This is a genomic window from Latilactobacillus sakei subsp. sakei DSM 20017 = JCM 1157 (genome assembly GCF_002370355.1).
Classification (GTDB): Bacteria; Bacillota; Bacilli; order Lactobacillales; family Lactobacillaceae; genus Latilactobacillus; species Latilactobacillus sakei.
Genome location: NZ_AP017929.1, coordinates 189,780 through 203,299 on the forward strand (window position 1 = coordinate 189,780; position 13,520 = coordinate 203,299).

Annotated in this window: 10 protein-coding genes and 1 tRNA gene; 1 reads left to right on the forward strand and 10 read right to left on the reverse strand. The window is 40.9% G+C overall.

Going from position 1 to position 13,520, the window contains the following annotated elements; translation table 11 throughout:
• Positions 1-2: 2 nt before the first annotated feature.
• The 7 genes from LEUCM_RS01045 to LEUCM_RS01075 all read right to left on the reverse strand — a co-directional run bounded on the left by LEUCM_RS01045 (position 3) and on the right by LEUCM_RS01075 (position 9,072).
• On the reverse strand, positions 3-1,025 hold the full coding sequence (locus LEUCM_RS01045) for a sugar kinase (protein WP_016264586.1): 1,023 nt from the start codon (positions 1,023-1,025) through the stop codon (positions 3-5).
• A 134-nt stretch (positions 1,026-1,159) separates the two neighbouring features.
• The gene (gene gltX, locus LEUCM_RS01050) at positions 1,160-2,647 is read right to left on the reverse strand and encodes a glutamate--tRNA ligase (RefSeq protein ID WP_016264585.1); all 1,488 of its coding nucleotides are present in this window, start codon (positions 2,645-2,647) and stop codon (positions 1,160-1,162) included.
• A gap of 282 nt (positions 2,648-2,929) precedes the next feature.
• Positions 2,930-5,293 (reverse strand): phosphoketolase family protein, encoded by a 2,364-nt coding sequence (locus LEUCM_RS01055; RefSeq protein WP_011373999.1) that lies wholly within the window; start codon positions 5,291-5,293, stop codon positions 2,930-2,932.
• Positions 5,294-5,467: 174 nt separating this feature from the next.
• Positions 5,468-6,199 (reverse strand): GntR family transcriptional regulator, encoded by a 732-nt coding sequence (locus LEUCM_RS01060; RefSeq protein ID WP_011373998.1) that lies wholly within the window; start codon positions 6,197-6,199, stop codon positions 5,468-5,470.
• 132 nt (positions 6,200-6,331) lie between these two features.
• A tRNA-Gln gene (locus tag LEUCM_RS01065) sits at positions 6,332-6,403 on the reverse strand.
• Positions 6,404-6,504: 101 nt separating this feature from the next.
• Positions 6,505-7,740 carry a NupC/NupG family nucleoside CNT transporter gene (locus LEUCM_RS01070; protein WP_011373997.1) on the reverse strand — a complete coding sequence of 412 codons (1,236 nt, stop codon included), beginning with the start codon at positions 7,738-7,740 and terminating at the stop codon, positions 6,505-6,507.
• Positions 7,741-7,884: 144 nt separating this feature from the next.
• The gene (locus LEUCM_RS01075; protein ID WP_035147014.1) at positions 7,885-9,072 is read right to left on the reverse strand and encodes an LCP family glycopolymer transferase; all 1,188 of its coding nucleotides are present in this window, start codon (positions 9,070-9,072) and stop codon (positions 7,885-7,887) included.
• 199 nt (positions 9,073-9,271) lie between these two features.
• On the opposite strand from LEUCM_RS01075, the gene pepF reads away from it, so the two are divergent.
• Positions 9,272-11,071 carry an oligoendopeptidase F gene (gene pepF / locus LEUCM_RS01080; RefSeq protein ID WP_025016197.1) on the forward strand — a complete coding sequence of 600 codons (1,800 nt, stop codon included), beginning with the start codon at positions 9,272-9,274 and terminating at the stop codon, positions 11,069-11,071.
• Between the two features lie 35 nt (positions 11,072-11,106).
• On the opposite strand, the gene LEUCM_RS01085 is transcribed toward pepF, so the two are convergent.
• Genes LEUCM_RS01085 through LEUCM_RS01095 form a run of 3 tightly spaced genes read right to left on the reverse strand, consistent with a single transcriptional unit; the run spans position 11,107 to position 13,482 of the window.
• A complete protein-coding gene (locus LEUCM_RS01085) occupies positions 11,107-11,883 on the reverse strand; it encodes a metal ABC transporter permease (protein ID WP_011373994.1) in 777 nt (258 codons plus the stop codon).
• Positions 11,884-11,917: 34 nt separating this feature from the next.
• Entirely contained in the window at positions 11,918-12,598 is a 681-nt protein-coding gene (locus tag LEUCM_RS01090; RefSeq protein ID WP_025016198.1) for a metal ABC transporter ATP-binding protein, read from the reverse strand.
• On the reverse strand, positions 12,595-13,482 hold the full coding sequence (locus LEUCM_RS01095) for a metal ABC transporter solute-binding protein, Zn/Mn family (protein WP_025016199.1): 888 nt from the start codon (positions 13,480-13,482) through the stop codon (positions 12,595-12,597). The genes LEUCM_RS01090 and LEUCM_RS01095 overlap by 4 nt, the downstream gene beginning before the upstream one ends.
• Positions 13,483-13,520 lie beyond the last annotated feature (38 nt).

Below are 13,520 nucleotides of genomic sequence, written 5' to 3' on the forward strand. Positions count from 1 at the left end.
ATTTATCGTGATAAGCGGGCACCGCCGCCACTTTGTGCGATTGCTTCAATTTCTGCTTCACCAATTAAATTAAAGTCGCCAGCAATCGTCAATTTGGCCACACTAGCTGCTAAGCCGAATTGCAACATCTCATCAGGCGTAAAGTTATTTAATAACCCGTGCATTAAGCCCGCGCCAAAGGCATCTCCGGCAGCGACCCCTTCCATAACGTGCATTTGATAAGTGCCCGTTTCAAAGAATTGGTCATCCTTTAATAACAATGCTAGCCACTCGCTATCTTCAACGGACCGAATATTCCGTAAGATGCTGGCAACCATTTGGCAGTTAGGGAAAATCTGCCGGACTTGTTGCATCGCTGCTTTAAAAGATTCTTTTTGCGCGATACCGTGACTCTCATCCCCATCAAAGGCTTGAATTCCGAGTGTTGCTTCAAAGTCTTCATCATGAGCAATACAGATCGTGACATACGGCATTAAGCGTTTAATCGTTGCTTGCGCCTGTTCTGGTGACCATAACTTCCCGCGGTAGTTTAAATCACAAACTACTGGAATATCGTGAGCTTGACAATATTGGCAAGCTGTCTCGGCTGCTTGCGCCAATTCAGCCGAAATGGCGGGTGTAATCCCTGAGAAATAGAAATAATCAATATCTTCAAAAATCGTTGCCCAATCGAATTCACTAGCGGTCATTGTCGCAAAACTACTATGTGCCCGATCATAAACAACATTAGTTGAACGAACACTGGCACCTTTTTCAAAGAAATATAAACCCAAGCGGCCATCACCGTATTGAATCTTAGTCGTATCAACACCGTATCCCCGCAAAGTTTGCATACCCTTTTGCCCTAATAGATTCTCCGGCAACTTCGTTAAATAAGCGACCTGATCCCCTAAAAGTGCCAACGAAACAGCGACGTTCGCTTCTGCACCACCATATGAGGCTTCGAAACTATCCGCTTGTAATAAACGTTGATTCCCCGGCGTCTTCAAACGCATTAACATTTCACCAAAAGTTAAAACTTTCATCCTAAATCCCTCTACTGACGCTATTTTATTTCTAGTATACAGCTAAATGTAAGGGGTTACACCAAGTGCTTGTAAAATCTTAATATCTGATACAAAAAAAGTGTCACAGATTAATTATCCGTGACACTTTTTCTTTATTTAATTTCGGCTAATGTTTTTTCAAGATGTGCTAAGACACGATCTTTACCTAGTAATTCGATTGAATCTGGTAATGATGGGCCATGCATTTCGCGCGTCGTTGCAATCCGAATTGGCATGTACAATAGACGACCTTTGATCTTCGTATCTTTTTGGATGCCTTTGATAATTTGCATAATCCGTGGTGCTGTGAATAATGTCAAATCTTTCAAGCGTTCGCTGAATTCCTTCAAAACAACCGGTGCTGTTTCGTTATTTAATTCTTCAAGCGCTTCTGCATCTAATTGTTCAGGTTCTTCGAAGAAGACATCTGACATTTCAACGATTTGAGCTGTGTAACTCATTTGATCTTGGTATAACGCGATCAAATGACGCGCCCATTCGATAGTCTTGCTATCAGGATTTTCGGCGATTTTACCCGCTTTAATCAAGCTGTCCAATGAAAGATCCATGATCTTGTTAGGATCTGATTGTTTAACGTATTGGTTATTTACCCATTCGAGTTTCTTTTGATCGAAACTAGCAGGCGATTTGCTCAAACGTTTTGGATCAAATTGTTTGATGAATTCTTGACGGTTAAACAATTCGCTTTCGCCAACTGGTGACCAACCTAATAAAGCAATAAAGTTAAACATCGCTTCTGGTAGGTAACCCAATTCGCGATATTGTTCGATAAATTGAAGCACAGATTCATCACGTTTACTTAGTTTCTTACCTGTTTCAGTATTGATGATTAATGTCATGTGACCAAAAATTGGTGGTTCCCAGCCAAAGGCTTCGTAAACGGCCAATTGTTTTGGTGTGTTGGCGATATGATCGTCCCCACGTAAAACGTGTGTGATTTCCATCAAATGATCATCAACGACAACGGCAAAGTTATAAGTTGGCATGCCGTCACGTTTCATGATGACAAAGTCGCCACCTAAACGATCTGATTCAAAGCTGATTTCACCTTTAACGATGTCATCAAACTTATAAACATGATCCTTAGGTAAACGAAGACGAACAACTGGTTGCAAGCATTTTGCTCTAGCAGCTTCTTGGCTGGCCTTAATTTCATCATCGCTCATACCTTCATATTCGTAAACGTAACGAGGTGCTTCACCAGCAGCTTTTTGTGCTTCACGTTCTGCCGTTAATTCATCTTCTGTTTTATATGATTCGTAAGCAAGACCCTTTTCAACTAATTCTTGAATAAGGGGTGTATAGATTTCGCGACGTTCTGATTGGCGGTAAGGACCATAGTTACCAGGTTTGTCTGGACCTTCATCCCAATCCATGCCTAACCATTTTAAGTTATCTAACTGACTGTTTTCACCGTCTGCAATGTTTCTTTTCGTATCTGTATCTTCGATCCGGATAACGAAAGTTCCCTTATTGTGACGTGCAAATAAGTAATTAAATAATGCGGTTCTAGCATTCCCAATGTGCAAATGCCCAGTTGGACTTGGTGCATATCGTACACGGATTTTGTTCTTTGCCATAAATAAAAACGCCTCTTTCTAAAATTATACTTGTCTTCTAGTTTACCGTTATTAACCCTAAAAATAAAGGCTCAGTCACTAGGAATCCATAAAAAAAGAGTCTGGGACAAAATTGATTTGTCTCAGACCCTTCTTCTGATAGCAGAATTCTATAGTTTAAACGTGCTTTTTGAACCATCTTCCTGCGCTTAACCAAATTTACCGAATCGACGATTACATCGTCAATTCGTCAAATCCAGTTAATGCTCAGAAGATAACCGGTTCAAACGCACTTTCACTCTGTTAACGGAGTGGTGTCCATTGCCATTCTTCAACTTCAGGTAAATCAGTACCTTCATCACGAATGTATTGGTTGTGTTTAGCAACCATATCATCCATTGATTGTGCGAATTGGCCAGCTTGGTCACCAAGCACGTCAATTGCGACTTCTTTAGATAAGTTGTAACGATCCATTTGATTCAAGACACGCATGTCGAATGGTGTTGTAATATCACCATTTTCACGATAGCCATGAACATGGAGGTTATGGTTGTGACGATCGAAGAAGATGTCACGCACTAAGCCTTCGAAACCATGGAAAGCGAAGACAACTGGTTTGTCTTTTGTAAAGTACATATCGAATTCTTCATCTGTTAAGCCACGAGGATCCACTTTAGGTGAACGAAGTTTCAATAGATCAACAACGTTAATGAAACGAATCTTCATGTCAGGGTATTGTTTGTGCAAGATTGAGATAGCAGCCAAACTTTCAAGTGTTGGTTCTGTCCCAGCAGCTGCAATCACAACGTCTGGTTCAGCATCTTGATCTGTACTTGCCCAATCAATAATCTTCAAGCCGTTTTTAACTAAGACAGTTGCTTCATCAATTGAGAACCATTGTTGACGTGGGTGTTTTGAAGCAATCACTAAGTTAATCTTTTCTTGGCTTTGGAAGACAGTATTCATTGTTGCCAATAATGTGTTGGCATCAGCTGGTAAGTATTCACGGATGAATTCAGGTTTCTTTTCAGCTAAGTGCGTTAAGACACCTGGATCTTGGTGAGTGTAACCATTGTGATCTTGTTGGAAAACAGTTGAGGTTGCAATCACGTTCAATGAAGGATACTTGTTACGCCATGCTTGTTCGTCTGCTTTTCTTAACCACTTGAAGTGTTGTGTTAACATTGAATCCACAACGCGCAAGAATGATTCGTAACTTGCGAAGAAGCCGTGACGACCTGTTAAGACATAGCCTTCTAACCAGCCTTCAGCTTGATGTTCTGATAATTGTGAATCAAGGACACGGCCTTCTGTTGCCATGAATTGATCATTTGGTTCTTTGATTGGTTCCATCCATTGACGGTTTGTCACATCAAAGATGTGGTTCAAACGGTTTGACATTGTTTCGTCAGGGCCAAAGATTCTGAAGTTTTTGTTTTGATCATTGTCTTTAATAATATCGCGGACATATTCACCTAAAACAATCATGTCTTGCGCAACAACTTTACCATGTTCTGTGTTATCCACAGCGTAGTCACGGTAATCTGGCAAGCGAAGTGGTTTAGGATCAATCCCACCATTTGTAATTGGGTTAGCAGCCATTCGTTTGTCGCCCTTAGGTGCCATTGCAGCGATTTCAGGTTTTAATTGACCTTCAGCTGTAAATAATTCTTCTGGACGATATGACTTCATCCAATCAACTAATGCATCGGCATGTTGCATGTCAGTGCTATCAATTGGCACTGGAATTTGATGTGCACGGAATGAATTTTCGATTGGTACGCCATCCCATGTCTTAGGACCAGTCCAGCCTTTAGGAGCGCGGAAGACGATCATTGGCCATACTGGACGTGATGTATCGCCGTTTTCGCGAGCAGCTTTTTGAATCGCTTGGATCTTTTCGATGGCTTCATCCATTGCAGCAGCAGTTGCTGGGTGCATTTTTTCAGGATCGTCGCCTTCAACAAAGATTGGTGCCCAACCGTTACCTTCGAAGTATTTTGTTAATTCTTCGTCACTCTTACGTGAAAGGATTGTTGGGTTAGAAATCTTGAAACCATTTAAGTTCAAGATTGGTAAGACAGCACCATCATTTTTAGGATTGATAAATGTGCTTGATAACCATGATGCTGCCAATGGGCCAGTTTCAGCTTCCCCATCACCAACAACAACAGCTGCGATGACGTCTGGGTTGTCTAAAATTGCACCGACACCGTGTGATAATGAATAACCAAGTTCGCCACCTTCGTGGATTGAACCAGGTGTTTCAGGAGCAGCATGAGAAGCAACGCCGCCTGGGAATGAGAATTGTTTGAATAATTTCTTCATCCCATCAACATCTTGAGAAATTTCTGGGTAGATTTCTGTATAACTACCGTCTAAGTATGAATTTGAAACCATGACTTGGCCACCATGACCTGGGCCTTCAACGTAGAACATGTTCAAGTCGTACTTGTTAATGGCACGGTTCAAATGTGCGTATAAGAAGTTTTGACCTGAGATTGTGCCCCAGTGTCCGATTGGTTTAACTTTAACGTCTTTTGCTTCTAAGGGACGTTGTAATAATGGATTGTCTTTTAAATATAATTGGCCTACTGAGATATAGTTAGCTGCTCGCCAAAATGCATCAACTTTAGCAAGGTATTCTTTACTTGAATAATCTGTCATCGTAATAGCACTCCTTTTTTTAAAAAAGCTTCTGATAGGTTCACTTTATGAATAAGTTGCGTGATTTGCAACTTTTATGTTTCTGCTTACATACTTATCATACTAGATAAAAACTAAAAGTCAACCATTTATTATATTGGGTCGTACCAATTTTAAAAAGATAAAAATAACGGTCTATTCCCGACCGCTGACTGAAACAAAAGTATTGTATTTCATGTACTGATAATGAAGTCGCATTGTTGAAAATTCAAATGGCGTGCCATCATCCAAAAAGAAGATGCCTTCCATGATGCCCACGGGTTCAGTTGGCTTTAGTTGCAGCTGATCTTGATCATCTTGCGTAGAAGGTTCTGCAAAAATTGATAAGAAGGCGCGCGTCACTTCTTGATTTTTTTCCGTTTCTAAATAATTAAAAATTGAACCGGAAATAATTTTTTCGGTCAGTCCCGGCATAATCTTAATGGGGATAAACCCGGTTTCAATCATGAACGGTTCGTCATCAAACAACCGGAGTCGCTTGATTTCGTATACAAAATCATCTGGTTCCAAAAATAAGTCCCGTTGCAATTCTGCACTGGGCTTGATGACTTGGAAATCTAATAACTTAATTCCCGGTTTTCGATCGCCAGCCTTAAAGCTATCGGTAACCCCTAGATTAGAGCCGCTGTAATTAAAAAATGAACCACTCTTTAAATATAAAGGATTAATAAAGGTGCCTGAACCGCGTTTCTTAAAAATGATGCCTTGATTAGCCATAACGTTTAACGCCCGCTTCACCGAACTACGACTAACCTGATAATGTTCCGTCAACGTTCTTTCGTCGGGTAATTTCATGCTGGGATAAGCACCCGCATTAATTGCCTTTTTTAAATCTGCAATAATTGTTTGATAAACTAAATCAGCCATGCCAAACTCCTTTTAAGTCCTTTTTAGTTCCTGCCTCATTATACAGGATTCTGTCCGGGCGTCTACTTTTTTTAGCGTACAAAAAAAGTGTTAAATAGTTATCTACTTAACACTTCTTCAACGATTCTTGAGTTGGGCTAGCTGGATTCGAACCAGCGCATGACAGGATCAAAACCTGTTGCCTTACCGCTTGGCCATAGCCCAATAAAGTATGATGTTATTGCAACTTCGCAATAGCACCCTACTATAATACTATTTTATGCTGAATTTGTCACTACCAAATCCAGTTTTTTTGTTATTTTTTTCTACCAAACGAATAAACCAACCGTTGCAGCAGAGAGTAATGAGACTAAAATCCCAGATAAGAGCATGTAGCCGACGTTTTTAGCAATCATATCATTCTTTTCACGATCAACTAAGCCCTTGAAGGCGCCGATGATCATGCCGACTGTTGAGAAGTTGGCAAATGATGTGACAAAAACGGTTAAAACTGCTTGATAATGTGGTGCAAAAGTTGTGATTGAATTTTGAACTTTACCCATGACAACGAATTCGTTCGTTACTAACTTCGTGCCCATATATTGTGCAAATTCAAAGGCGTGGCTGACATCTAAGCCCATCAACCAGGCAAATGGGAACATCACGATTCCTAGAAGATGTTCAAGGGTAATCCAAGGGTTAAATAATTGTAATACTTTATCAATCAACGCTGCCAAAGCAACAAAGGCGATGACGTTAGCTGTGATGATTAAAACTAATTTACCGGCATTTAAAATTGAATCACCTAAGAATGAGAAGAATGGTTCGCGTTCAATCTTACCGTCAGCAGCTTCTTCTTCGCCAACTGCTGAACCACTACCACCCATTTTGGCGATTGTGTCTTCTTCTGGTGTCACTTTAACCGGATTTAAAATGTTGGTCACAATAATAGCGTTAATAATATTGACCGGAATAGCGGTTAAGATAAATTGTCCTGGCATCATTTGTGTGTAAGCCCCGATAATTGAAGCCGTCACACAACTCATTGACATCATCGCAAGCGTCAATGTCCGTTCTGCCTTCATTTGTTTCAATTGTAAGCTTGAAACAGCTAATGCTTCTGTATTCCCTAAAAACATCATTTCAACTGCGAAAAATGATTCGAACTTAGGTTGTCCCGTGATTTTAGCTAACCCACGGCCTAACCATTTGATAATCCATGGTAAGACACCGATATAAGTTAAGATATCAAATAATGGAATAATCATTAGGATGGGGAGTAACACACTGGCTACGAAATCCATCTGTTTAACATTTACCCAACTTGGTAATGCGAATGCAATCCCCGTGTAAGCAACTTGAACGAGCCAATTAAACCCGTTGGCAGCACCTAAAACGATGTCCCGACCAACTGAAAAACTTGTTAAGAACCAAGCTAATACAAGGTTAATCACTAACATAATTAAAACTGAGCGCCAATCGATATCCTTCTTTTTCTTTGAAAAAAGAAAGCCGACTCCAATAAAAACTAATAACCCTATCACATTTACAAGCAAATACACGTTCCGCCACATCCTTTGTTTGTCTTTTTGTACCATTACAAATAATACCGTTATCGGCACTAAAAGTAAACTGGTTATAACAAAAACAGCGTCATCAAGTAAACTTGATGACGCTGTTTTTGACTGTTATTTTATCAAACCATCTTAGTAACTACTTTGCCACTGAGACTGCTCCTGTTGGGGCTGTTGCCAGTTTGACTGTGGTGCACTTTGGGAATATTGAGTGGTATTATCTTCAGTCGTTGTCGTGCTGGCTGCTTCACTTGTTGTCGTGCCATCTTTTAGGACACTTTCTGGATAAATCGTAAATTCATCTTGATATTCCGTTGCCGCAAAGTTCGTGTTTAATGCATTTTGTTTTGTTTCCGCATTATCAATATTCGTTTTCTCTAACCCAAGTGACGTCCGTAAAACATCTGACACGCGTTGAATTTCACTGGTTGTTGGCACTTGGTATGATGAGCCATCGATTGTTGCATTACGCCCCTTGAGGTAATCAGAAGTAATTGATTTCGCCGCTGTCCGGTAATCAGATTGAATGGCCACCATGTCATCAAAACTTAGATCCGTTGCGACGCTATCTTCTAGCGTCTTCAAGATTGATTCATAATTGGTGAGGGACTTGAAGGAAACTGCTGATTTAATCAACGACGTAATGACTTGGCGTTGCCGTTTTTGACGGCCATAGTCCCCATCTTTATCATCATAGCGCATCCGTGAATAATCTAACGCTTCTTTCCCGGTTAGATGCATCTTACCCTTTTTAAAGGTCGTATTATATTTGAACGAGAATGGGACGTTAACATCAACACCACCAACAGCATCAACGATTTTCGATAAGGCCCCCATGTTAATCGTTACGTAATAGTCGATAGGGACATCAAACATCTTCTCAACAGTTTTTTTAGCCATTTTAGAGCCGCCAACATTATAGGCTGCGTTAATTTTTTGCATATCAAAAGACTTCGTGCCTTGTAATTCCGCTAAAGTATCCCGCGGAATGCTGACTAACTTAACTTGTTCTTTTTTAGGATTGACGGTTGCAACAATCATTGTATCTGAATTACCTTTGTCAATTCGCCCTTCAGCACCGGTATCAACACCTAGTAATAAGATTGAAAAGGCCTTTTTATTTTTAATCGCTTTAGAAGTGGCTTCCGATTTATTGATTTTATCAGCTGCAGACTTCAATTGGCTACTGACCCGCATCGCATACGCGCCACCTGAAAAGACGAGAATCACGATGATTAATAGGAATATTTTTAATTTTCGATGGCGTTTGCCTTTTTTGTATTTATCTTCTCTTGAGCCAAAAAAGTTAGAATTCTGCATAAGTGGTTCCCTTCTATGTTGTACTAGCGCGAATGTTATGTATGTTGTCATTATAGCCGAATTATCAAAGCAAACAATCGTTTTTAAGAAAAGTTATACAATTTTAATATTTATTTTGAAAGGTTTCGTGGCTGAATTATCTCTGAACTATGCTAGAATATGTTTAATTATTCATATTTTACGGAGGTTTATTATGGCAATTCACAAATTACCCACACGATCCGAAGTCCCTGAAAACTCAACCTGGGATCTCAGTACCATTTTCAAAAATGACTCAGATTTTGAGGCAGCTGTTGCGGCATTGAAACAAGCACTACCAGCACTTGAACAATATAACCAACCGTTTAAAACGGCTGATCAACTCGTAATAACGATTGAACAAGTGCTAACGCTCTTTAGACAATTAGAAACGGTCTACGTTTACGCTAGCATGAAAAACGATCAGGATACAACTAATACCACTTATCAAGGTTATCAAGCTCAGGTCGATGCTTTAGCAGCTGACGTTTCAGCGGCGGCCGCCTTTTTAGAACCCGCTATCCTCGAAATTCCCGTTGACCAATTAACTGACTGGCAGACCAATGAGCCAGCACTTAAAAGTTATCAACATTTTATCCAGACTATCACTGATAGCCGCGAGCATGTCTTATCAGGTCAAGAAGAAGCCCTAATTGCCGCTGCTGGCGATATCTTTGGTGCTGCTAGTCAAACCTTTAGTGTTTTGGATAACTCAGATATTCAATTCCCAGACGTTGTCGATGAAACCGGCCAAACGCATCAATTATCAAACGGCCTCTATAGCCAATTGTTACAATCAACCGATCGCCAGGTCCGCCAAGACGTCTTCGAAGCGCTCTATAGTACTTACGATCAATTCAAAAATACGTTTGCGACAACCCTTGCGACTGAAATCAAAGGGCACAACTACCTCGCTCAAGTCCATCACTACGACAGTGCGCGCCAAGCAGCCCTCGCGCCTAAGGCCATTCCCGAATCAGTCTACACAACCTTAGTCGACCAAGTGAACCAACATCTGCCATTATTGCATCGTTATGTTAAATTACGCCAAAAGCAATTAGCATTACCGCAATTGCATATGTATGACTTATACACACCACTTTTAGGCAAACCCGCTTTGAGCTACACTTATCCACAAGCGCAAGCAACAGCGCGCGAAGCATTAGCCGTCTTAGGGCCTGAATACACCCCAATTGTGGACCAAATCTTCGATCAACGACAAATTGATGTCGTTGAAAACAAAGGCAAGCGCAGTGGCGCTTACTCTGGCGGCGCATATGACACTAATCCGTTCATTCTCTTGAATTGGCAAGACGATCTTAACAACTTATACACACTGGTCCACGAAACCGGCCACAGTGTCCACAGTTATTTAACACGTCACAATCAACCTTACGTTTATGGCGATTATCCAATCTTCATCGCTGAAATTGCGTCCACAACGAATGAAAATCTCCTTACTGAATATCTTTTGAAGACCCAAAAGGATCCCAAAGTTCAAGCCTACTTGTTGAACTACTACCTTGATGGTTTCAAAGGGACCGTCTTCCGCCAAACACAATTTGCCGAATTCGAACATTATATTCACGATGCAGCAGCCAACGGAACCCCTCTAACGGCTGATTTCATGTCAACTTACTACGCTGACTTAAACGCCCGCTACTATGGTGATGCCGTTGCCAAGGATCCTCAAATTGCCTTAGAATGGGCTCGGATTCCCCATTTTTACATGAACTATTACGTTTATCAATATGCAACTGGTTTTGCCGCTGCGACAACCCTCGCTGATCAAATCAGTACGAACCAACCGGGTGCACTCGACAACTATCTGACCTACCTCAAAAACGGGAGTGCCAGTTACCCAATTGAAACGATGCAAAAAGCCGGTGTGGATATGACGAACGCCGATTATCTTGAACGCGCCTTTGATGTTTTTGAACAACGCCTCGATCAATTAGAAGCATTACTTGCTGATATGTAACTATAAAAAAAGTCTGGCCAGTGGCCAGACTTTTTTTAATGACTAACATGTTGATGATATAAAAGTGCAATAAAGTAAAAGATAAATTCTAGCGTTGCGATGAAGAAAGTTACTGGCCAGTTGGTAATATACCCTAGCCATAAACCTAACCAAACGCCTAACAAAGCAGCTCCAACAGAAACTGCCAACATTGCCGGCACACTCTTAGCGAGATATTTCGCAATGAACGCTGGTAAAGTCACTAAGATAAAGACTAGTAATGAACCCACAATTTGGGCCGCAATACTAACACTAATTGCCAAGAGAATTAAGAAATAAATCGATAACCAATTGGTCTTCAAGCCTTGTGCTTGGGCGCCAATTGAATCATATGAATCAAAGACCAAGTACCGGTAGAAAAGTAAGATGCCGACTACAATAACTGCTGATAACGTAATTAACTGATAAACATCCGTTAAACTGATCCCGATAATTGAACCAAATAAGATATTTGTTGCGTAACTCGCATTGCGGTTAGATAACGACAAGAATAAAATGCCTAGACCGACAAACAAACTTGAAATCGCACTAATCGACGCTTCTCGTCTTGATTCCTTGGCACTCATCTGGCCAATTGTAATCGAACTAATCATCGTAAACAATAACATCCCGTTTAGCGGTGCGATGCCTAAGAAGACACCAAATGAAGCACCCGCAAAGCCAATCTCGGCAAGCGTATGCGCTAAAAACGACATATTTCTAGCGACAACAAAGACCCCGATTAAACCACATGTAATTGCAATAAACGTACTGGCGACAAACGCATGCCGCATAAAATCAAAAGTTAACACTCAACCGTCCTCCGCTTTAATCTAATTCTAGGTTAGGGTCTAATTGACTCATTGGCCCCATTTCGTATTGACCGCGCTTCAAGAATAAATATTGATCCGTATACTTACGCGCTAAGTCTAGATCATGGGTGACAAAAATCACGGTTAAACCGTGCAGACGATTTAGCTCTGCCACTAGTGCCATCACTTCTTCTTTAGTTTCAATATCCAAACTGGCTGTTGATTCATCTAGAATCAAGAGATCCGGTTCACTGATTAAAGCTTGCGCGAGGTACGCCTTTTGCTTTTCGCCACCAGAAGCATTGCCAACTGTTGTTTTTTGAAGGGCCGTCAAATGCGTCTGGGCCAAAATCTTATCTAACGCTTGGTGCTCTGACTTCGTATGCCAAGGCAGATGCTTGGTTAATTGGTTAAGGCTAACAAAGCTCCGAATAGAGAGTGGGTATTCCGCTTCTAAATTCCGAAATTGCGGCACATAGCCAATATTTAAACTTTGTTTATCCGGTAAAAAGGTCAACTCGCCGGCGGTCGGTTGCAAACTGCCGATTAAGATTCGCACGAGGGTTGTTTTACCAACACCGTTAGGACCAATCAAACTCGTCATGCTACCACGTTCAATTTTAAAATTAAGATCCTTTAGAACCTGACGATTACTGAAGGTCATTCCTAAATTTTTGGCACTTACTAATTCTGTCATTTTACGTTTTGAGCCTTTCCTACTGCATCAAATTGCTGCTGCATCCAAGTTAAATAGGTTTGTTTAGCTGGTAGTGTTTCTGTCACCTGAACAACTGGGACTTTTTCCTTCGTTGCTAATTGGTGCATCTCTTTAATCGTCCGACTTTCTTCTTGCTTGTTAACAACTAAAAAGGCAATTTGATGTTTTTTAATGAGTTGACGCATAGCGTCGATATCTTGTGGTGATGGATCCGTACCGTCTTCGATGGCTTTAGCAAAATGTTGGTTAGCAACTTGATAACCCATTTCTTTCAACGCATAATCGAAGACTGGTTCACTGACCGCCACTTTTTGGCCCTTAGCTTGCGCCTTGAGCCCTGCCAATTGTGTTTTCAAACCCGCTAATTTCTTCAAGTAAGCTTGACCGTTCTTTTGAAAATCAGCTTTATGCGCTGGATCAATCTTACTAAAACGCGTGATTAATTGTTTAGTGAGTGTTGGCATGGTCTCTAAATCATACCATAAATGTTCATTGTCGCCATCTGTTCGTTTCATTAGTTTATTAACGGTGATCATTGTTTGCTGATCTGAATCCGAACTGGCTGCCACCTTGGATAACCATTGATCGTAGCCCAGACCATTTTCAATCACAACATCGGCTTGTGCAACCTTCTTAGCATCTTGAGTTGTTGGTTCGTATGAATGGGGATCTAAACTAGGGCTGTTAATAATTGATGTTACTTGCCCGTGCTTGCCTAAGACCGCTTGCGCAGCTTCACCGTAGAAATCTAGTGACGAGACCACCTGAATACCCTTGGTAGTCTGTTTAGTCTGACCACAACCGGCAACCACCATTGCGACCATTAATAAAAGAGCGACTATGCCCAATCGTTTTTTATTCATCTCTTTCTCCTTTTTAAATCGTAATAGTTACGCTTTAC

What these genes read in the sequence shown, in the direction of transcription:
- LEUCM_RS01085 (WP_011373994.1), bottom strand. Translation starts at nt 11,883, where the DNA reads ATGCGGCATGCGTTTGTCGCCAGTACGTTTATTGCAATTACATGTGGT.
- LEUCM_RS01045 (WP_016264586.1), bottom strand. Translation starts at nt 1,025, where the DNA reads ATGAAAGTTTTAACTTTTGGTGAAATGTTAATGCGTTTGAAGACGCCG.
- LEUCM_RS01090 (WP_025016198.1), bottom strand. Translation starts at nt 12,598, where the DNA reads ATGACAGAATTAGTAAGTGCCAAAAATTTAGGAATGACCTTCAGTAAT.
- LEUCM_RS01060 (WP_011373998.1), bottom strand. Translation starts at nt 6,199, where the DNA reads ATGGCTGATTTAGTTTATCAAACAATTATTGCAGATTTAAAAAAGGCA.
- gltX (WP_016264585.1), bottom strand. Translation starts at nt 2,647, where the DNA reads ATGGCAAAGAACAAAATCCGTGTACGATATGCACCAAGTCCAACTGGG.
- LEUCM_RS01095 (WP_025016199.1), bottom strand. Translation starts at nt 13,482, where the DNA reads ATGAATAAAAAACGATTGGGCATAGTCGCTCTTTTATTAATGGTCGCA.
- LEUCM_RS01075 (WP_035147014.1), bottom strand. Translation starts at nt 9,072, where the DNA reads ATGCAGAATTCTAACTTTTTTGGCTCAAGAGAAGATAAATACAAAAAA.
- LEUCM_RS01055 (WP_011373999.1), bottom strand. Translation starts at nt 5,293, where the DNA reads ATGACAGATTATTCAAGTAAAGAATACCTTGCTAAAGTTGATGCATTT.